Source organism: Burkholderia sp. KJ006 (assembly GCF_000262695.1).
Classification (GTDB): domain Bacteria; phylum Pseudomonadota; class Gammaproteobacteria; order Burkholderiales; family Burkholderiaceae; genus Burkholderia; species Burkholderia vietnamiensis.
Genome location: NC_017920.1, coordinates 993,731 through 1,013,303, shown reverse-complemented (window position 1 = coordinate 1,013,303; position 19,573 = coordinate 993,731). Strand labels below are relative to the sequence as shown.

At 66.9% G+C, this 19,573-nt stretch carries 19 protein-coding genes; 2 read left to right on the top strand and 17 right to left on the bottom strand.

Annotation, left to right across the window (positions count from 1 at the left end; all coding sequences use genetic code 11):
• Nucleotides 1–197: 197 nt before the first annotated feature.
• From MYA_RS04635 to MYA_RS04625, 3 genes are read right to left on the bottom strand one after another with little or no spacing between them, the layout of a single operon-like run.
• Nucleotides 198–992: a MetQ/NlpA family ABC transporter substrate-binding protein gene (locus tag MYA_RS04635; protein ID WP_014722688.1), complete on the bottom strand. Its 795-nt coding sequence runs from the start codon at nucleotides 990–992 to the stop codon at nucleotides 198–200.
• Nucleotides 993–1,019: 27 nt separating this feature from the next.
• Nucleotides 1,020–1,673: a methionine ABC transporter permease gene (locus tag MYA_RS04630; RefSeq protein ID WP_011883843.1), complete on the bottom strand. Its 654-nt coding sequence runs from the start codon at nucleotides 1,671–1,673 to the stop codon at nucleotides 1,020–1,022.
• Complete coding sequence (locus tag MYA_RS04625) at nucleotides 1,663–2,697, bottom strand: methionine ABC transporter ATP-binding protein (protein ID WP_034194145.1); 1,035 nt, start codon at nucleotides 2,695–2,697, stop codon at nucleotides 1,663–1,665. The genes MYA_RS04630 and MYA_RS04625 overlap by 11 nt, the downstream gene beginning before the upstream one ends.
• A 216-nt stretch (nucleotides 2,698–2,913) precedes the next feature.
• Here MYA_RS04625 and MYA_RS04620 point away from each other — a divergent pair, with 216 nt between their 5' ends.
• Nucleotides 2,914–3,843 carry an alpha/beta hydrolase gene (locus tag MYA_RS04620; protein ID WP_041493793.1) on the top strand — a complete coding sequence of 310 codons (930 nt, stop codon included), beginning with the start codon at nucleotides 2,914–2,916 and terminating at the stop codon, nucleotides 3,841–3,843.
• 124 nt (nucleotides 3,844–3,967) lie between these two features.
• On the opposite strand, the gene MYA_RS04615 is transcribed toward MYA_RS04620, so the two are convergent.
• Nucleotides 3,968–4,891 carry a histone deacetylase family protein gene (locus tag MYA_RS04615; protein WP_011883840.1) on the bottom strand — a complete coding sequence of 308 codons (924 nt, stop codon included), beginning with the start codon at nucleotides 4,889–4,891 and terminating at the stop codon, nucleotides 3,968–3,970.
• A gap of 170 nt (nucleotides 4,892–5,061) precedes the next feature.
• Between MYA_RS04615 and mltB the strand changes: the two genes are divergently transcribed.
• Nucleotides 5,062–6,285 (top strand): lytic murein transglycosylase B, encoded by a 1,224-nt coding sequence (gene mltB, locus MYA_RS04610; RefSeq protein WP_014722685.1) that lies wholly within the window; start codon nucleotides 5,062–5,064, stop codon nucleotides 6,283–6,285.
• 81 nt (nucleotides 6,286–6,366) lie between these two features.
• Here mltB and cysM read toward each other — a convergent pair whose 3' ends face one another.
• From cysM to pheA, 13 genes are all read right to left on the bottom strand, one after another.
• On the bottom strand, nucleotides 6,367–7,269 hold the full coding sequence (gene cysM, locus MYA_RS04605) for a cysteine synthase CysM (protein ID WP_011883837.1): 903 nt from the start codon (nucleotides 7,267–7,269) through the stop codon (nucleotides 6,367–6,369).
• Nucleotides 7,270–7,474: 205 nt separating this feature from the next.
• Complete coding sequence (locus MYA_RS04600; RefSeq protein ID WP_011883835.1) at nucleotides 7,475–7,822, bottom strand: ComEA family DNA-binding protein; 348 nt, start codon at nucleotides 7,820–7,822, stop codon at nucleotides 7,475–7,477.
• A gap of 73 nt (nucleotides 7,823–7,895) precedes the next feature.
• A complete protein-coding gene (gene rfaD, locus MYA_RS04595) occupies nucleotides 7,896–8,888 on the bottom strand; it encodes an ADP-glyceromanno-heptose 6-epimerase (RefSeq protein ID WP_011883833.1) in 993 nt (330 codons plus the stop codon).
• Nucleotides 8,889–8,951: 63 nt separating this feature from the next.
• Complete coding sequence (gene rfaE1 / locus MYA_RS04590; RefSeq protein WP_011883831.1) at nucleotides 8,952–9,902, bottom strand: D-glycero-beta-D-manno-heptose-7-phosphate kinase; 951 nt, start codon at nucleotides 9,900–9,902, stop codon at nucleotides 8,952–8,954.
• 7 nt (nucleotides 9,903–9,909) lie between these two features.
• Nucleotides 9,910–11,310, bottom strand: a complete 1,401-nt coding sequence (locus tag MYA_RS04585; protein ID WP_011883830.1) for a UDP-glucose dehydrogenase family protein — start codon at nucleotides 11,308–11,310, stop codon at nucleotides 9,910–9,912.
• Nucleotides 11,311–11,399: 89 nt separating this feature from the next.
• A complete protein-coding gene (gene lapB / locus MYA_RS04580; protein ID WP_014722682.1) occupies nucleotides 11,400–12,572 on the bottom strand; it encodes a lipopolysaccharide assembly protein LapB in 1,173 nt (390 codons plus the stop codon).
• A gap of 53 nt (nucleotides 12,573–12,625) precedes the next feature.
• Complete coding sequence (locus MYA_RS04575) at nucleotides 12,626–12,919, bottom strand: lipopolysaccharide assembly protein LapA domain-containing protein (RefSeq protein ID WP_011883826.1); 294 nt, start codon at nucleotides 12,917–12,919, stop codon at nucleotides 12,626–12,628.
• Nucleotides 12,920–13,127: 208 nt separating this feature from the next.
• Entirely contained in the window at nucleotides 13,128–13,451 is a 324-nt protein-coding gene (locus MYA_RS04570; RefSeq protein ID WP_006750752.1) for an integration host factor subunit beta, read from the bottom strand.
• A 22-nt stretch (nucleotides 13,452–13,473) separates the two neighbouring features.
• Complete coding sequence (rpsA, locus tag MYA_RS04565; protein ID WP_034176254.1) at nucleotides 13,474–15,186, bottom strand: 30S ribosomal protein S1; 1,713 nt, start codon at nucleotides 15,184–15,186, stop codon at nucleotides 13,474–13,476.
• A 140-nt stretch (nucleotides 15,187–15,326) separates the two neighbouring features.
• The gene (cmk, locus tag MYA_RS04560) at nucleotides 15,327–16,013 is read right to left on the bottom strand and encodes a (d)CMP kinase (RefSeq protein WP_014722679.1); all 687 of its coding nucleotides are present in this window, start codon (nucleotides 16,011–16,013) and stop codon (nucleotides 15,327–15,329) included.
• Between the two features lie 13 nt (nucleotides 16,014–16,026).
• Nucleotides 16,027–17,331 carry a 3-phosphoshikimate 1-carboxyvinyltransferase gene (gene aroA / locus MYA_RS04555; RefSeq protein WP_014722678.1) on the bottom strand — a complete coding sequence of 435 codons (1,305 nt, stop codon included), beginning with the start codon at nucleotides 17,329–17,331 and terminating at the stop codon, nucleotides 16,027–16,029.
• Nucleotides 17,332–17,344: 13 nt separating this feature from the next.
• Nucleotides 17,345–18,271, bottom strand: coding sequence for a prephenate dehydrogenase (locus MYA_RS04550; protein ID WP_034194139.1), 927 nt, complete (start codon nucleotides 18,269–18,271; stop codon nucleotides 17,345–17,347).
• Nucleotides 18,272–18,464: 193 nt separating this feature from the next.
• The gene (gene pheA, locus MYA_RS04545; RefSeq protein ID WP_011883815.1) at nucleotides 18,465–19,547 is read right to left on the bottom strand and encodes a prephenate dehydratase; all 1,083 of its coding nucleotides are present in this window, start codon (nucleotides 19,545–19,547) and stop codon (nucleotides 18,465–18,467) included.
• Between the last annotated feature and the right edge of the window lie 26 nt (nucleotides 19,548–19,573).

Sequence of the window (19,573 nt, the reverse complement as noted above, 5' to 3'; positions counted from 1 at the left end):
ATTCTATAGCGAGGCCCCGTGATTGCGCGGCCAAGCGGGCCCATCATGGCCGCCGAGGATAGCGCTCCTCGACGGCGCGCCGGTAATAGCGAACGATCGTTCTATTTTAAAAGAGAAAAAAACCGGGCGCAAAGCCCGGGATTTGGATCATCGACTCTAATCGGCACCGGGCGCGCCCTGCATCTCGCGCTGACTGCTTACCAGGCGGCGATCACCGCGCCGCCGAACTTCTGTTCGATGAATTGCTTCACTTCCGGGCTCCGATAGGCCGCGACGAGCTTCGCCACCCACGGTCGCGCGCGGTCGGCTTCGCGAATCGCGAGGACGTTCGCGTACGGACCGTTCGGGCCCTCGATCGCGATCGCGTCCTGCTTCGGCTTCAACCCGGCTTCCATCGCGTAGTTGGTGTTGATCGCGGCCGCGTCGACGTCGCCGAGCGAGCGCGGGATCTGCGCCGCGTCGAGCTCGACGATCTTCAGCTTGCGCGGATTGTCGACGATGTCGAGCGGCGTCGCCTTCAGCCCCGCATCCGCGCGCAGCTTCAGCAGCCCCCGCTTCTGCAGCAGCAGCAGCGCGCGGCCGCCGTTGGTCGGATCGTTCGGTACCGCGACGCGCGCACCGGGCGCCAGCTCGGCCAGCGACTTCACGCGCTTCGAGTAGATGCCCATCGGGAACGTGACGGTATCCGCGACCTTGATCAGCTTGTAGCCACGGTCCTTCACCTGCGCCTGCAGATACGGGTCGTGCTGATAGCTGTTCGCGTCGAGGTCGCCCGCGGCGAGCGCAGCGTTCGGCTGCACGTAGTCGGAGAATTCGACGATGCGGATGTCGAGGCCGCTTCGCGCCGCGACCTTCTTCACGTATTCCATGATCTGCGCGTGCGGGCCGCCCGTCACGCCGACCTTGATCGTTTCGGCCTGCGCATGCGCGCTCGCGAACAGTGCAGCCGCGCTAATGGCGGCCGCGAACTTGAGCATGAAGCGTCGTTGCATCGTCTCCCCCGAAGGATGAAGGTCTTTTTACTTGTGGCTCAGCCGGCGTACGAGCCAGTCGCCGAACGATTGCACGATCTGCACGAACACGATGAGGATCGCGACCACCGTCCACATCACTTCCGGCAGATAGCGCTGGTAGCCGTAGCGGATCCCGAGATCGCCGAGCCCGCCGCCGCCGATCGCGCCGGCCATCGCCGAATAGCCGACCAGCGACACGAACGTGATCGTCAGACCCGCGACGATGCCCGGCAGCGACTCGGGCAGCAGCACCTTGAAGACGATCTGCGACGTCGTCGCGCCCATCGACTGCGCGGCCTCGATCAGCCCGCGATCGACTTCGCGCAACGCCGTCTCGACGAGCCGCGCAATGAACGGCGCCGCCGCGAGCGTCAGCGGGACGACGGCCGCGGCCGTGCCGATCGACGAGCCGGTGACGAGCCGCGTAAATGGAATGACCGCGACCAGCAGAATGATGAACGGCGTCGAGCGCACCGCGTTGACGAGGCCGCCGAGCACGCGATTCACGCCGAGGTTCTGCAGCACGCCCTGGCGGTCGGTCAGATAGAGCAGCACGCCGAGCGGCAGCCCGACGAGCGCACCGACCGCCCCGGAGATGCCGACCATGATCAGCGTCTCCCAGAACGACTGCACGAACATATCGAACATCTCACTCAACATACGAAAGCTCCTCTACCACGACACCTTGCTCGCGCAGGAACGCGAGCGCCTGCCCGACCTTGCCCGGCTCGCCGCCAGCGAGCACGGCGAGCGACCCGAACGCCTGACCCTGGATCTCGTCGATCTGGCCGTGCAGGATGTTGAAATCGAGCTCGTAGCGGCGGATCGTTTCCGACAGGATCGGCTGGTCGACGCCCGTGCCGGTGAACGCGAGCCGCAACAGATGCCCGCTGCCGGTCTTCATCCGCTCGGCCACGCGCGCCTTCAGCGCCGGCGGCAGCTCCTGCGCGATCACGTCGCCGATCAGCGCGCGCGTCACTTCGTGATGCGGCTGCAGGAACACGTCGATCACGCGCCCCTGCTCGACCACGCGGCCCGCGTCGAGCACCGCGACGCGATCGCATACCTGCTTGATCACTTCCATCTGGTGCGTGATCAGCACGATCGTGAGGCCCAGCTCGCGGTTGATGCGCTTGAGCAGATCGAGGATCGAACGCGTGGTTTCGGGATCGAGCGCCGACGTCGCTTCGTCCGACAGCAGCACCTTCGGCTTGCTCGCGAGCGCGCGCGCGATGCCGACACGCTGCTTCTGGCCGCCGCTGATCTGGGCCGGATAGCGGTCTTTCTGCGCGGACAGCCCGACGAGCTCGAGCAGCGGCAGCACGGCGGCTTCGATCTCGGCACGGCTCGCGCCGGCCAGTTCGAGCGGCAGCGCGACGTTGTCGAACACCGTGCGCGACGACAGCAGGTTGAAGTGCTGGAAGATCATGCCGATTTCGCGGCGCGCCTCGCGCAGTGCGCCGGCCGGCAGCACCGTGAGATCGCGCCCGCCGACGACGACGTTGCCTTCGGTGGGCCGCGTGAGCAGGTTGATGGTGCGCACGAGCGTGCTCTTGCCGGCGCCGCTGCGGCCGATGATGCCGAACACCTCGCCCTGCGGAATCGACAGGTTGACGTTGTGCAATGCGTCCACCCAGCCGGACGGCCCGGGAAAACGCTGCGACAGATTGCGTAATTCGATCATGTAAACAAAACGGCGGCCGGCAGGCGAGGGTCGCCGGTCAGCCGCCAGATGCATCTGGAATAGCCGGCGATTTTACCGCAAACACCTCATTCCCCTTAATAATCAATTTCGCTCTTTTCATAACCCAGTGAAATTAGAGGCGCGCCGCGGCTCCCGCGCGCGAAGGTCGCGACTATGATCCGGAACACCAATATCAATCGACAAGGAGACCGCCAGATGAGCGCCATCACGCCGCCCGACGCTGCAGCCGCCGCAGCCGCCATCGCAGCCGGGGATCCGGCCGCGTGTCCCCCGGCGCGAATGGGCCGGCTGCGCACCGCGGACGGGCTCGAACTGGCGTCGTACCGCTGGCCGGCCGCGGACGGCAGCGCGCCGCCGCGCGCGACGGTCGCGCTCGTACACGGCCTCGCCGAACATGCGGGGCGCTACGAGCGGCTGGCAGCACGGCTGAACGCGGCGGGCATCTCGGTGCTGGCGATCGACCTGCGCGGGCACGGCCGGTCGCCGGGCAAGCGCGCGTGGGTCGAGCGCTTCGACGATTACCTGAACGACGCGGATGCGCTGGTTGCCGAAGCCGCGCGCGGCAATACGCCGCTCTTCCTGATGGGGCACAGCATGGGCGGCGCCATTGCGGCGCTGTATGCGATCGAACGCCTGCCGGCCAGTGGCCACACGCTCGCTGGCCTCGTGCTGTCGAGCCCGGCGCTCGCGCCAGGGCGCGACGTGCCGCGCTGGATGCTGGCGATGAGCCGCTTCATCAGCCGCGTGTGGCCGAGCTTCCCCGCGATCAGGATCGATGCGGCGCTGCTGTCGCGCGATCCGGCGATCGTCGCGGCCAATCGGGCCGACCCGCTCGTGCACCACGACGCGGTGCCCGCGCGCACCGGCGCCGAACTCCTCGACGCGATGGCGCGCATCGAACGCGGCCGCGGCTCGCTGCGCGTGCCGGTGCTCGTCTATCACGGCACCAGTGACAAGCTGACGGAACCCGACGGCAGCCGCGCGTTCGGCGCGCACGTCGGCTCGCCCGATCGCACGCTGACGCTCTACGAAGGCGGATTCCACGAAACGATGAATGATCTCGAGCGCGAGCGCGTGATCGATGCGCTGATCGCGTGGATTCACGCGCACGCGCCGGCCGGCTGAGGTCGCGCGGGCTGCGTGGACGCGCTGGGCCCGCCGGTAGCCGCGCAGGTCGCGCGGCGCGGTCGCGGCCGGCAAGCTGCGCAGCCGCGACCGCTTGCCGATGCGCGGCAGCTCGCCGCGCGCGTCAAACGCCGGCGAGCGCGCGCAGATGCGCGACGACGCTGCGCCCGAGCGCCGACAGGTTGTAGCCGCCCTCGAGGCAGCTGACGATGCGGCCCTGCGCGTGCCGGCGCGCGACCTCGACGATCTGCGCGGTCAGCCATTCGAAATCGGCCTCGACGAGCCCGAGATTGCCGATGTCGTCCTCGCGATGCGCGTCGAAGCCGGCCGACACGAACACCATCTGCGGCTTGAACGCATCGAGCCGCGGCAACCAGAACATGTCGACCGCTTCGCGCACCGCCATCCCGTTGCTGCGCGCGGGCATCGGCAGGTTGACCATGTTCGGCGCCTGATGGTCGGCGCCCGAGAACGGGTACAACGGATGCTGGAAGAAGCTGCACATCAGCACGCGCTCGTCGTTCGCGAACGCCGCTTCGGTGCCGTTGCCATGATGCACGTCGAAATCGATGATCGCGACGCGTTCGAGGCCGTGGACGTCGAGCGCGTGCCGCGCGGCGATCGCCACGTTGTTGAAGAAGCAAAAGCCCATCGCGCGCGCAGGCTCCGCGTGATGACCGGGCGGCCGCACGCTGCAGAACGCATTCGCGTAGCGGCCCTCGATCACCGCATCGGTCGCCGCGATCGCGGCGCCGGCCGCGCGCAACGCGGCGCGCCAGGTGTCGCGATTCATCAGCGTGTCGGGATCGATTTCGACGTAGCCGTCGACCGGCGTCATGCTGCGGATGTAGTCGATATGAGCCTGCGTATGCACGCGACCCAACGCGACCTCGCTCGCGAACGGCGCGGATTCGTGCACGATCAGGTCGTCGATGCGGCTCGCGATCAGCTGATCCTGGATCGCCGACAATCGGGCCGGGCATTCCGGATGCCACTCTCCCATCTCGTGCAGCATGCAGTCGGGGTGCGTATAGAAGGCGGTTGCCATAAGCTGTCATCCGCGGCGTCGGGTGCGCCGCAGGTCTCCATCAATGATGTCCATCGTCTTGCCGCGAATTCGCCGCTAACTTACCACAACGCTGCGCCGCCACGTCCCGGCGCGCGGGATGCGTCGGGTATACTGCACCGTACCCCACCGCCCTGTCCGCCCGCTTCGACATGAATTCCAGCAAGCCCGCCGCCCTTCTCTCCACGCTGTTGCACGTTCGCGCTCCACTCGTCGCCGCTGCGCTCGCCGCCACGGCCGCGGTCTCGCCCGCGCACGCGCAGACGCAGCCGACGAAGCCCGCCGGCATGCTCGTCGCGCAGGCCCAACCGCAGCAGCCGGCGCCGCAAGGCCAGACCTTCGAAGAAGAAATCGTTCCGCAGCGCTACGCGAACAACGCGAAGGTCGATGCATTCATCGACGAGATGGTGAGCCGCGACGGCTTCGATGCCGCGAGCCTGCATGCGCTGTTCTCGCGCGTCAGCTATTCGGCGACCGCCGTGAAGCTCGTGAAGCCCGCGCCCACGCCGTCGGTGAAGAATTGGCGCGTTTATCGTTCGCGCTTCATCGAGCCGATCCGCATCAATGCCGGCGTGAAATTCTGGAAGGCGAACCGTGCGACGCTGCAGCGCGCGTCGCAAGAGTTCGGCGTGCCGCCCGAAGTGATCGTCGGCATCATCGGCGTCGAAACGATCTACGGGCGCTACATGGGCAACTTCCGCGTGCTCGATGCGCTGACGACGCTCACGTTCGATTATCCCGACACGCCGAATCGCGACAGCCGCCAGGCGACGTTCCGCAAGAACCTCGAGGACTTCCTCGTCTGGACGCGCGACAGCCAGCTCGACCCGACCACCGTGCTCGGCTCGTACACGGGCGCGATCGGCATTCCGCAGTTCCTGCCGAGCAGCATCCGCGAATACGCGGTCGACTACGACGGCGGCGGCCACGTCGATCTGCGCAGTAGTCCTGCCGACGCGATCGGCAGCGTCGCGAACTACCTGAAGCAGCACGGCTGGGAAACCGATCGCCCGGTGGTCTGGCGGATCACGCCGGACACCGGCAGCCTCGGCATCGCGCAAGCCGCCGCCGACGGTCAGCCCGAACCGCACTGGGCGCTGTCGCAGTTGCTGCGCGCCGGCATGACGCTCAACGAGCCGACCGTCAACATCACGACCGAAGCCGGTACGCCGGTCACCGTGGTCGACCTGCCGTCGCCGGGACACGCGACCGAGTACATGCTCGGGCTGAAGAACTTCTACGTGCTGACGCGCTACAACCGCAGCTTCTTCTACGCGCTCAGCGTGTATCAGCTCGGCGAAGCGGTGAAAGCGCAAATGGAGGCGAGCGGCGCACTGCCGCTGCCGCCCGCCGACACGGACCCGTCTGCGCAATAAGCAGCGTTCGCACAAACGAAAAGCGCCGCTCGATGCGGCGCTTTTTTCATCGGCTCGACGGCGTGCGGCCGTGGGCCGCGATCACGCAGGAAACACGCCGGTCGACAGGTAACGGTCGCCGCGGTCGCAGACGATGAACACGATCGTCGCGTTCTCGACCTGCCGCGCGATGCGCATCGCGACTTCGCAGGCGCCGCCCGACGAGATCCCGGCAAAAATGCCTTCGACGGCCGCGAGCCGGCGCGCCATCGTTTCGGACGCGGCCTGGCTCACGTTCTCGACGCGATCGACGCGGCTGCGATCGAAGATCGTCGGCATGTAGGCTTCCGGCCACTTGCGAATGCCCGGAATGCGCGAGCCGTCTTCCGGTTGCGCGCCGATGATCTCGATCGCCGGATTCTGCTCCTTCAGATAGCGCGACGTGCCCATGATCGTGCCCGTCGTGCCCATCGCGGACACGAAGTGCGTGACGCGTCCTTCGGTGTCGCGCCAGATCTCCGGACCGGTCGACTCGTAATGCGCGACGGGGTTGTCCGGGTTGCCGAACTGGTCGAGGATCACGCCCTTGCCTTCGCGCTGCATCTGCTCGGCGAGGTCGCGCGCCAGTTCCATGCCGCCCTTCACCGGCGTCAGGATGATTTCCGCGCCGTACGCGGCCATGCTCTGGCGGCGCTCGACCGACAGATCCTCCGGCATGACCAGCACCATCTTGTAGCCGCGGATCGCAGCGGCCATCGCGAGCGCGATGCCCGTGTTGCCGCTCGTCGCCTCGATCAGCGTGTCGCCCGGCTTGATACGGCCGCGCGCTTCCGCCTTGCTGATCATCGACAGCGCCGGACGATCCTTCACGGAGCCGGCCGGGTTGTTGCCTTCGAGCTTCGCGAGCACGACGTTGTTGCGCGCGCGAATCTCGTCGTCCGGCAGGCGGACCAGTTGCACGAGCGGGGTGTTGCCGATCGTGTCTTCAATCGTTTTGTAAGCCATGGGATACCGTGAGTGCGAGGCCGATCAATCGATCGATTGTAAACCAGCACTGACGCTCGCGCGGGCAACCCCTTCGCGGCGATGGAATACCGGTGCGATGCGATGCGCGATCGCGCACGCGCGACGGGCCACGCAAAAAACCCGCGGCATGCCGCGGGAAGCCGTCCAACGACGGCGCCTGAAGGATCTTGTGGTGGCGCGTGCGCTACTTCTGTGGGGTGCGGGCGGCCGCGGCGGCCGGCTTCGGTGCTGCCGGCTTGCCGGCAGCAGCCGCGCCCGCACCGGCCGCGCCTGCCGCGCCGATGGTCAAGCCCTCCTGTTGAAGACGCTCGACCGTATGGCCGCCCATTCCCTTCACGCGCGATGCGAGGTCGTCCGCGCTCTTGAACGGGCCACGTGCGCTGCGTTCGTCCAGAATCGCCTTGGCCCGCGCCGGGCCGATTCCCCTGATGCCGACGAGCGCGTTTTCGTTCGCGGTGTTGACGTCGACGGCCGCCCAGGCCGACGCGATCACGCCGGACAGCGCCGCGGCGGCCAACCATTTCCTGATCATGTGCTGGATCTCCGATGAAAGCGGCCGGCGGCTGCCGACCGTGAGACCCAGTCTAGCGATGCGACGCGCGCGCTTAAACCTGGCCGGACAGCCAACGCACGTAGCGATCGACACCTTCCTGCACCGTCAGGAACGGCGCGTCGTAGCCGGCCGCGCGCAGCTTCGTCTGGTCGGCCTGCGTGAAGCACTGGTACTTGCCGCGCAGCGCATCGGGGAACGCCACGTATTCGATCAAGCCCTGCTCGACCTGCTGCGCGAGCGTGAGCGGCGGCAGGTTGTCGAGCGCACGCAGCGTATTGACGACGGTCGAGGCGATGTCGTTGAACGGCTGCGCGCGGCCCGTGCCGAGATTGAAGATGCCCGACTTCTCCGGATGATCGAAGAAGAACAGGTTGACCTTCGCGACGTCTTCCACCGACACGAAGTCGCGCGTCTGCTCGCCCGGCGCGTAACCGTTGTACTCGCCGAACAGCTTGACCTTGCCTTCCGCGCGGAACTGGTTGAAGTTGTGGAACGCCACCGACGCCATGCGCCCCTTGTGCGTCTCGCGCGGGCCGTACACGTTGAAGTAGCGGAACCCGGCGATCTGGCTCCTGGCGCTCGGCAGCACGCGGCGGATCACCTGGTCGAACAGGAACTTCGAGTAGCCGTACACGTTCAGCGGCGCCTCGACCTCGCGCTCCTCGACGAAGCGCGTCGAGCCGCCGTAGATCGCCGCCGACGACGCGTACAGGAACTGCGCGCCCTGCGCGAGGCACGCATCGAGCACCGCGCGGCTGTAGCGGAAGTTGTTGTCCATCATGTAGCGGCCGTCGGTTTCCATCGTGTCCGAACAGGCGCCTTCGTGGAACACCGCGCGCACCTTGCCGAAATCGCCGCGCGCGAAGCGTTCGACGAATTCGGTCTTGTCGAGATAGTCGTCGATCTCGCAATCGACGAGGTTACGGAACTTGTCCGCGCGCGTCAGATTGTCGACCGCGATGATGCGCGACTCGCCGCGCTCGTTGAGCGCCTTGACGATGTTCGCGCCGATGAAACCGGCTGCACCGGTGACGATGAGGGTCATGGTCATCCTGCCTGAAAAATGACGAGACGATCGCGCGGCGCTCGGTCGGGCCGCGGCGATCGCTCAATGAAACAGTTCGTCGTAGTCGACGGTGGCCGTGCCGAGCTTGCCGACCACGATCCCCGCCGCGCGGTTCGCGAGCACCACGGCGTCGACGAGCGGCACGCCGGCGCCGAGCATCGTCGCGACCGTCGCGATCACGGTGTCGCCCGCACCCGATACGTCGTACACCTCGCGCGCGAGCGCCGGCGCATGCAGCTCGCCCGCCGCCGAGAAGAGCGTCATCCCCTCCTCGGAACGCGTGAGCAGCAGCGCGTCGATGTCGAGCTCCGCGCGCAGCTTCGCGACCCGCTCGCGCAGATCGTCCTCCGACTTCCAGTGCCCGATCACTTCGCGCAGCTCCGCGCGATTCGGCGTGATCAGCGATGCGCCGCGATAGCGCGCCCAGTCGTCGCCCTTCGGATCGACGAGCACCGGTTTGCCGCCCGCGCGCGCGCGCTCGATCATCGTCGTCACGTGAGTGAGACCGCCCTTCGCGTAGTCCGACATCAGCACGACGTTGTGCTGCGGCAGCAACGTGTCGAAATGGGCGAGGCCCGCGAGCAGCACTTCGTGCGTCGGCGTCGCCTCGAAGTCGACGCGCAGCAGCTGCTGCTGGCGTGCCAGCACGCGCAGCTTGATGGTCGTCGGCAGCGCCGCGTCGCGTTCGAGATGCGGCGTGACGCCGCTGCTGGCCAGCAGTTCGACGATCCGCTCGCCCGGTTCGTCGCAGCCGACCACGCACAGCAGCCCCGCCTGCGCGCCGAGCGTCACGACGTTGCGCGCGACGTTGGCCGCGCCGCCGAGCCGCTCTTCCTGACGCTGCACGTGCACGACGGGCACCGGCGCTTCCGGCGAAATGCGGTCGACGTTGCCGAACCAGTAGCGGTCGAGCATCACGTCGCCGACGACGAGCACGCGCGACTTCGCCAGCTGCGCGCGCGGGACCGGCACCACTTCGCGAAGAGAACTCATCGTGCGCTCACCCACGGGAAACGGTTTGGGGGTCGACATACGGGCGTCCGATCGCGTAGTAGTCGATGCCGATCTCGGCCATCGCATCCGGCTCGTACAGATTGCGCCCGTCGAAGATCACCGGCGCCTTCAGCTCCGCTTTCAGGCGCGTGAAATCCGGACTGCGGAATTCCTTCCACTCGGTGACGATCACGAGCGCATCCGCGCCGGCGACCGCCGCATCCTGCGTATCGACGAAGTGCAGACGCGCGAGCGCGTCGGCGCCTGCTTCGAAATCGAGCGCGAACACGCGGCGCGCCTCGTCGATCGCGACCGGGTCATACGCGCGCACGGTCGCGCCGCGCGCGAGCAGCGCGGCGATGAGCCGGCGGCTCGGCGCCTCGCGCATGTCGTCGGTATTCGGCTTGAACGCGAGGCCCCACACCGCGAACGTGCGGCCGCTCAGATCCGCGCCGAAGCGCTGTTCGATCTTGCCGATCAGCACGTCCTTCTGCGCCGAGTTGGCCGCCTCGACGGCCTCCAGGATGCGCAGCGGCTGGCCGTTCTCGCCGGCCGTGCGGATCAGCGCCTGCACGTCCTTCGGGAAGCACGAGCCGCCGTAGCCGACGCCCGCATACAGGAAGTGATAGCCGATCCGCGGATCGGAGCCGATCCCGCGCCGCACCGCTTCGATGTCGGCGCCGACCTTGTCGGCCAGATTCGACATCTCGTTCATGAACGAGATGCGCGTCGCGAGCATCGCGTTCGCCGCGTACTTCGCGAATTCGGCCGAGCGCACGTCCATGTAGATCGTGCGCTCGTGATTGCGGTTGAACGGCGCGTAGAGCTTCTTCATCTTCTCGCGCGCCACGCTGCCCGTCTCGTCGTGGTCGACGCCGATGATGATCCGGTCCGGCCGCATGAAATCTTCGACGGCCGCGCCTTCCTTCAGGAATTCCGGATTGGAGACGACCGAGAAGCGATGCGCGACGCTGCCGCCGAGCCCGCGGGCCGCGAGCGCGTCGTCGACCACCGCGCGCACGCGCTGCGCGGTGCCGACCGGCACCGTCGACTTGTCGACGATCACCTTGAAGCCCGTCATGTGGCGGCCGATGTTGCGCGCGGCCTCGAGCACGTATTGCAGGTCGGCCGAGCCGTCCTCGTCGGGCGGCGTGCCGACCGCGATGAACTGGATCTCGCCGTGGGCGACACTCGCCTCGATGTCGGTCGAGAAACGCAGCCGCCCTGCCGCGCGATTGCGCGCGATGATGTCGAGCAGGCCCGGTTCGTGAATCGGCATCCCGCCGTTGTTCAGGATCTCGATCTTGCGCGGATCGACATCGAGACAGAAGACGTCGTGGCCGATCTCCGCGAGACAGGAACCCGTGACAAGACCGACATAGCCGGTGCCGATGATGGTGATTTTCATAGATGTTCCGGTACGTCCCGGTAATTGACTAACTTGGCCGCCCGGCCGAAGCCGGCGGCAACCGCCACGCGTCGCGCCGCTCGCCGGGATCAGCCCGGCATCGCAGGTTCGACGCGCCGCGGCGCATAGGTTTCCCAGCCGCTGCAACCGGGGCACTGCCAGTAGAAGAGCCGTGCCCGGAAGCCGCAATTCTGGCACGTATAGCGCGGCAGATTCTTGGTGCGCTGCCGGATCAGCGCGCGCATCATTTCAAGCTCCTTACGGCGCGGCTCGTCGGCCGCGGCGATCTGCGCATCCAGCAGGTGCAGCATGCCCGACAGGTTCGGCGACTTCTCCATCTGGGCGCGCGCGAGTGCGTGCGCAGCGTCCTGGCCGCGCATGGCCGCGATGTGCTGATACGCGATGTCGAGCAGATCGTTCGACGGATAGCGATCGACATAGCCCATCAGCAGCTCCGCACCGTCGACCGGCTTGCCGAGCGCGATGTACGCCTTCATCAGCTTGTCGGCGACGAGCGGCAGGTAGGCGGGGTTCTGCGTATCGACGCGCTTCCAGTGACCGATCGCGGCGGCGGGATCGCCGGCCGCTTCGGCCGCGTCGCCCGACAGGATCGTCGCGCGCACGTTCTGCGGGTTCGCCGCCAGCGCGAGCTTCAACTGCTCGGCCGCCGCCGCGGTGTTCTTGCGCTGCAGCGCATCCTGCGCGAGTTCGCAGTGGAACTGCGCGATTTCGATGCCGAGCGGCTTGTCGCTCATCGACTCGATGCGTCGCGCGGTGTCGATCGACTTGTTCCAGTCCTTTTCGATCTCGTAGATCGTCAGCAACGCCCGCTGCGCACCGAGCGCGTAGTCGCCGTCGGCGAGGCGGTGGAACGCCTCCTCCGCCCGGTCGAGCAGGCCGGCCTTCAGGAAGTCCTGGCCGAGCTCGTACAGCGCGTGGTCGCGCTCGTTCACCGGCAGGTCCGTGCGGCTCAGCAGGTTCTGGTGGACGCGGATCGCGCGGTCCGTCTCGCCGCGGCGGCGAAACAGGTTGCCGAGCGCGAAGTGCAGCTCGACCGTCTCGGGGTCGAGCTTGGCGACCTCGATGAACGCGTCGATCGCCTTGTCCGGTTGTTCGTTCAACAGAAAATTCAGGCCGCGAAAATACGAGCGCGGCAGGTTGGCGCTCTCCGACAGGAGATTCTTCAGGTCATAGCGTGACGCCGCCCATCCAAGCGCGAACGCGACGGGAATCGCGAGCAACCACCAGAAATCCAGATCCATGCGAGATATCGAAGCAGAGACGAAAACCGCGCGAAATTCGCGCGGCGTCGGTGTTAAATGACGGGCGGCATCGGCGGCTGGTCGACGACCGCCGGGGTTTCACGCGCGGCGCGCAGATCCCGCTTGAGACGTCCGTTCTCCAGACGCAGCCGGAAGATCGACGGCAGCGCAGACAGCAGACCGGCCAGCAGACCGACGACGAAGAACGCGAGACCGATCAGGATCAGCGGCGCCTGCCACGCGTAGCCGGCAACGAAATTCAGCGTCGCGGTTTGCGTATTGGCCAGCGCGAGCACCAGCAGCAGCACGAACACCAATACCCGGATCAGCCAGACGATAAACTTCATGTAGCCCTCTCTTTGTTGAGGTTTGCCGCGGCGCGCGACTCCCCTTCGCGTCGCCGAATCGACCCGTATTGTAAAGGATGCGTTTCGGCGTCAGCGCAGATCGTTCGGAGTGCGTCGTCCTGCCGCCGCCGGAAATGAAAAAAGCGCCCGCTAGGGGCGCTTTCTTTTCAGCCTTCGCCGGACAGGTTCCGGGCAAACCGCACGACGCTCAACGCTCGTCGTCCGGGTCGTCAGCCTTCAGCGGCTCACCGGCGCGACCGTCGACGCGTTCACGCAATTCCTTGCCGGGCTTGAAGTGCGGCACGAACTTCTCGGGCACCTGCACTTTCTCCCCCGACTTCGGGTTGCGTCCGACGCGCGCCGGGCGACGGTTGAGGCCGAAGCTGCCGAAACCGCGAATTTCGATGCGATGCCCTTTCGACAGAGCGTCGGACATCGCATCGAGCATCGTTTTCACCGCGAAATCCGCATCCTTGAGGACAAGTTGCGGAAATCGCAGTGCCAGCTGTGCGACCAACTCGGATTTGGTCATACTTCAGCAGACCTCGCGAGGCTTACTGGTTCTGGCCGTCGAGCTTCGCCTTCAGCAGCGCGCCGAGGTTGGTCGTACCGGTCGCAGCAGCGCTCGAGTCCGACTGCAGGCCGCGGATCGCTTCCTGTTGTTCAGCCGAGTCCTTCGCCTTGATCGACAGGTTGATGCCGCGCGACTTGCGATCGATGTTGATCACCATCGCGTTGACCTTGTCGCCTTCCTTCAGCACGTTGCGTGCGTCTTCGACGCGATCCTGCGAGATTTCCGAAGCGCGCAGGTAGCCTTCGATGTCGCCCGTCAGCGTGATCACGGCGCCCTTCGCATCGACCGACTTCACCACGCCGTCGACGATCGAACCTTTGTCGTTCATTGCAACGTAGTTGCTGAACGGGTCGCCTTCGAGCTGCTTGATGCCGAGCGAAATACGCTCCTTCTCGACGTCGATACCGAGCACGATCGCTTCGACTTCGTCGCCCTTCTTGTACTTGCGAACGGCTTCTTCGCCGGCTTCGCTCCACGACAGGTCCGACAGGTGGACCAGGCCGTCGATGCCGCCCGGCAGACCGATGAACACGCCGAAGTCGGTGATCGACTTGATTGCGCCCGTGATCTTGTCGCCCTTCTTGAAGTTGCGGCTGAAGTCATCCCACGGATTCGGCTTGCACTGCTTCATGCCGAGGCTGATACGACGACGGTCTTCGTCGATCTCGAGGACCATGACTTCGACTTCGTCGCCCAGCTGGACAACCTTCGACGGTGCGACGTTCTTGTTGGTCCAGTCCATTTCCGACACGTGGACCAGGCCTTCGATGCCCGATTCCACTTCGACGAATGCGCCGTAGTCGGTGATGTTCGTGACCTTGCCGAACAGGCGCGTGCCCGACGGGTAACGGCGCGAGATGCCTTCCCACGGATCGTCGCCCAGTTGCTTGATGCCCAGCGAGACGCGGTTCTTCTCTTGGTCGAACTTGAGGATCTTCGCGGTGACTTCCTGGCCAACCGACAGGACTTCGCTCGGGTGACGCACGCGACGCCATGCGATGTCGGTGATGTGCAGCAGGCCGTCGATGCCGCCGAGGTCGACGAACGCGCCGTAGTCGGTGATGTTCTTGACCACGCCGTTGACGATCGCGCCTTCCTTCAGCGTCTCGAGCAGCTTCGCGCGCTCTTCGCCTTGCGTTGCCTCGATCACGGCACGACGCGACAGCACGACGTTGTTACGCTTGCGATCGAGCTTGATCACGCGGAACTCGAGCGTCTTGCCTTCGTACGGGGTCGTGTCCTTGACCGGACGCGTATCGACCAGCGAACCCGGCAGGAACGCGCGGATGCCATTGACCATCACGGTCATGCCGCCCTTCACCTTGCCGGTGATGGTGCCGGTGACGAGTTCGTTGTTGTCGAGGGCCTTTTCCAGCGACAGCCACGATGCAAGGCGCTTCGCCTTGTCGCGCGACAGGATCGTGTCGCCGTAGCCGTTTTCGAGTGCGTCGATCGCGACGGACACGAAATCGCCCGACTGCACCTCAACCTCGCCCTGATCGTTCAGGAATTCCTCGATCGGAATGTAAGCCTCGGACTTCAGGCCTGCATTGACGACCACGAAGTTGTGGTCGACGCGCACGACTTCGGCGGAAATCACTTCGCCGGCGCGCATGTCTTGACGGGTCAGCGACTCTTCGAACAGAGCCGCAAAGGATTCGGTATTCGGGGTGGAGGTTTGCAGGTCGGACATAAAAATCGGATTGTGCATGGATCGCTGTGCCACGCCGGCCGGAATGGCAGGCTGAAAGAGCCAGATCGAAACCATACGGGGTTAAGGGTTTGAAACACGCTGAGCGCTCGCGCGCCCAGCACCTACTGCTGCCCGCCTTTTCAGGCCGGCTGGCCGAGCGCCCGGTACCACTGCAGCACCTGATCGACCGCTTGATCGACCGAAAGCGCCGACGTATCGAGCAGCTTGGCATCTGCCGCGGGCTTCAGCGGCGCGGCCGCGCGATTGCTGTCACGCGCGTCACGCTCACGCAAATCCCGGAGCAAGTCATCTATATTAGCAGAAAATCCTTTTTGCATCAATTGCTTATGCCGCCTCGCCGCGCGAGCCTCGGCGCTGGCCGTCAGAAACACCTTGAGCACGGCGTCCGGGAAGATCACGGTGCCCATGTCGCGGCCGTCCGCAACCAGGCCCGGCGTCTTGCGGAAAGCCCGCTGGCGCGCCACCAGCGCCACGCGCACCGGGCCGTGCACGGCGATCGCCGACGCGCGGTTGCCGACCGCCTCCGCGCGGATGTCGTTCGACACGTCGACGCCGTCGAGCTGCGCGCAGCCCTCGCGAAACGTGATGTGGAGGTCGTCGATCAGCTTCACGAGCGCGTCGATGTCCTGCGCGTCGATCCCGTAGCGCACGCTCGCGAGCGCAGCGAGCCGGTACAGCGCGCCGCTGTCGAGCAGGTGAAAGCCGAGGTGCGCGGCGACGAGCGCCGCGACGGTGCCCTTGCCGGAAGCGGTCGGGCCGTCGATCGTGATGACGGGGGTCGGGTGAAAGGGTCGGGTCGATTTCATCGGGTACGGTCGGTCAGGCCTTGGCGAGTGCGGCGAAGCGGTCGAAATAGTCGGGGAACGTCTTGCCGACGCACTTCGGGTCGTTGATCCGCACGGGCACGCCGCCCAGGCTGACGAGCGAGAAGCACATCGCCATCCGGTGATCGTCGTAGGTGTCGATCGTCGCGTTCGGCGTGAGCCGCTGAGGCGGCGTGACGACCAGATAGTCGGGCCCCTCCTCGACCACCGCGCCGAGCTTGCGCAATTCGGTCGCCATCGCCGCGATGCGGTCGGTTTCCTTCACGCGCCAGCTCGCGATGTTGCGCAGCGTGCTCGTGCCGCTCGCAAAGAGCGCCGCGACCGCGATCGTCATCGCGGCGTCCGGAATCAGGTTGAAATCCATGTCGATCGGATCGAGCTTGCCGTGATCGTGGCCGATGCCGCGCACCTCGATCCAGTCGTCGCCCATCGACACGTTCGCGCCCATCTGCATCAGCGCGTTCGCGAAGCCGACGTCGCCCTGGATGCTCGCCCGGCCGACGCCCTCGACGCGCAGCGGGCCGCCGCCGAGCGCGCCGGCCGCGAGGAAATACGACGCCGACGACGCGTCGCCCTCGACCATGATGCGCCCCGGCGAGCGGTAACGGACCCCGGCCGGCACGACGAAGCGCTGCCAGCCGTCGCGCTCGACGGTCACGCCGAAGCGTTCCATCAGTCGAATGGTGATGTCGATGTACGGCTTCGAGATCAGTTCGCCGTCGACTTCGACGACGATCTTGCCGTCCTTCGCCTTCACGAGCGGCAAGGTCATCAGTAGCGCGGTCAGGAACTGGCTCGACACGTCGCCGCGCACGCGGATCGGCGCGTCGACCGTGATCGCCGCCGGCTTGATCCGCAGCGGCGGAAAGCCTTCGTTCTGTTCGTAATCGATCTGCGCGCCGATTTGCCGCAGGCCGTCGACGAGATCGCCGATCGGCCGCTCGTGCATGCGCGGCACGCCGTGCACGCGGTAGTCGCCGCCGTTGACCGCAAGCGCCGCCGTCAGCGGGCGCACCGCGGTGCCGGCGTTGCCGAGGAACAGATCGGCCGTCCTCGCGGTGAACGCGCCGCGCGTGCCGGCGACGACGCAGGTGTCGGCGTCGCGCGTGAACCGCACGCCCAGCTTGCCGAGCGCGTCGAGCATCACGCGCGTGTCGTCGGAATCGAGCAGGTTCGTGATCGTCGTTTCGCCTTCGGCGAGCGCCGCGAGCAACAGCACGCGGTTCGAAATGCTCTTGGAGCCGGGAAGTCGCACGGTGCCGGAGGCACTGGAGTACGGGCCGAGATCGAGATAGTCCATGTGAATCGTCCTGTTATTTCTTGACCGGTTCTGCAGCGGGCTGCGCGCCGCGCTCCTGCCACGCCTTGCGCGCGGCGCGCGAGCGCGTGAATACGGCCTCGAGCGCGGCGCCGTCGCCGGCGTCGATCGCCGCGCGCAGCCGTGCGAGCACGCGCGTGTAGCCGTCGAGTTCGTCGAGCAGCGCCGCGCGGTTGGCGACGCACACGTCGCGCCACATTTCAGGGCTCGACGCCGCGATCCGCGTGAAGTCGCGGAAGCCGCCGGCCGCATATGAGAATTTCAGCTCCGCATCGGCCTCGCCGAGGATCTGCTCGACGAGCGCGAACGACAGCACGTGCGGCAAATGGCTGATCGAGGCGAATACGCGATCGTGCTGGGCCGCGCTCATCGTGCGCACGTCGGCGCCGGTCGCCTGCCACATCGCGTCGATCCGCGCGACCGTCTCGGGTGCGTTCTCCGCGAGCGGGCACAGCACGACGTTGCGGCCGACGTACAGGTCCGGCAACGCGGCTTCGACACCACTCGACTCGCGGCCGGCGATCGGATGGCCCGGCACGAACCGGGCGATCCGCTCACCGAGCGCCGCGCGCGCGGCCGCGACGACGTCGGACTTGGTGCTGCCCGCATCGGTGACGATCGTCGCGGCGTCCAGCCACGGCGCGATGCGCGCGAGCAACGGCTCCGTCTGCGCGACCGGCGCGGCGAGCAGCACCAGATCGGCGCCGGCCAGCGCGTCGCGCAGTTGCGCGTCATCGTCGAGCGCCGCCGCGCGGTCGATCACGCCGAGCGCCAGCGCGCGCTCGACCGATGCACGCGACCGGCCCACGCCGACGATCTCGCCCGCCCCGCCCGAGGCACGCTCGCGCAACGCGCGCGCCAGCGATCCGCCGATCAGGCCGACGCCGAAAATGACCAGTTTGTTGAATGCAAAGCCTGACACGACATGAGCCAAGTGACGCGCGCGGAACGATGCCCGCGCACGGAAGTCCAGATCCCGGGCACCGGGCGCACACCCGGCGCGACCTGCGCCGGATACCGCCCGAACCCGCCGTCGGCAGCGCGGCCCGGCCGGCGCTGCCCCTTCGCCGCCTCGCCGCGTCGCCCGCGCGAGGCAGGCGACGGGCCGCCGCGCATCAGCGCGCGCGCGGATACGAACCGAGTATCTTCAGGAACGCGGCTTTCTGGCCGAGCTCCGCGAGCGCGGCGGCCACCGCCGCGTCGTCCCGGTGCCCTTCGATGTCGATGTAGAAGTAGTACTCCCACGTGCCGACCCGCGCCGGCCGCGATTCGAAGCGCGTCATCGACACGCCGTGCCGCGCGAGCGGCTCGAGCAGCTTGAACACCGCGCCCGGCTCGTTCTTCACCGAGACGATCAGCGACGTCTGGTCGTGACCGCTCTGCCCGGCCGGCTGCTTGCCGACGATCACGAAGCGCGTGCGGTTGTGCGGATCGTCCTGGATCAATGAGAACGCGACCTGCAGCCCGTAGTGCGCGGCCGCACGATCGCCGGCGATCGCCGCGACGCTCGGGTCGGCCGCCGCGAGACGCGCGGCCTCGGCATTGCTCGACACGGCTTGCCGCTCGAGCTGCGGCGCGTTCGCCGCGAGCCACTGCTGGCATTGCGCGAGCGCCTGAGCGTGCGCGCAGACGCGCGTCACGCCGGCGAGCGTGCCGCTTTGCGTGAGCAGGTTGTGATGGATCGGCAGCGCAAGCTCGCCGCTGATCAGCAACTGCGTCTGCAGCAGCAGGTCGAGCGTGCGCGACACCGCGCCCTCGGTCGAATTCTCGACCGGCGCGATCCCGAAGGCGGCCGCGCCCGCCTCGACCGAGCGGAATACTTCGTCGATCGACGGGCACGGCAGTCCTTCGATCGACTGGCCGAAATACTCGAACATCGCCTGTTCGCTGTACGTGCCCACCGGCCCGAGGAACGCGACGTGGATCGTCTGCTCGAGCGCGCGGCTCGCGGCCATGATCTCGCGCCAGATCGCGCTGATGTGCTCGCCCGCGAGCGGCCCGGCGCTCATGTCCTGCAGGCGCGCGATGACCTGCAGCTCGCGCTCCGGCCGGAACACCGGCGCGTTGAAGTGCTTCTTGACCTCGCCCACCTCGAGCGCCACCGCAGCGCGCTGGTTGAGGAGCGCGATCAGCTGCGCGTCGATCGCATCGATGCGGTCGCGCAGCGGTTTCAGGCGGGAATTCAGTTCGTCGTCCATGCGTTTTGCCGTGCTGTTTGAACAGC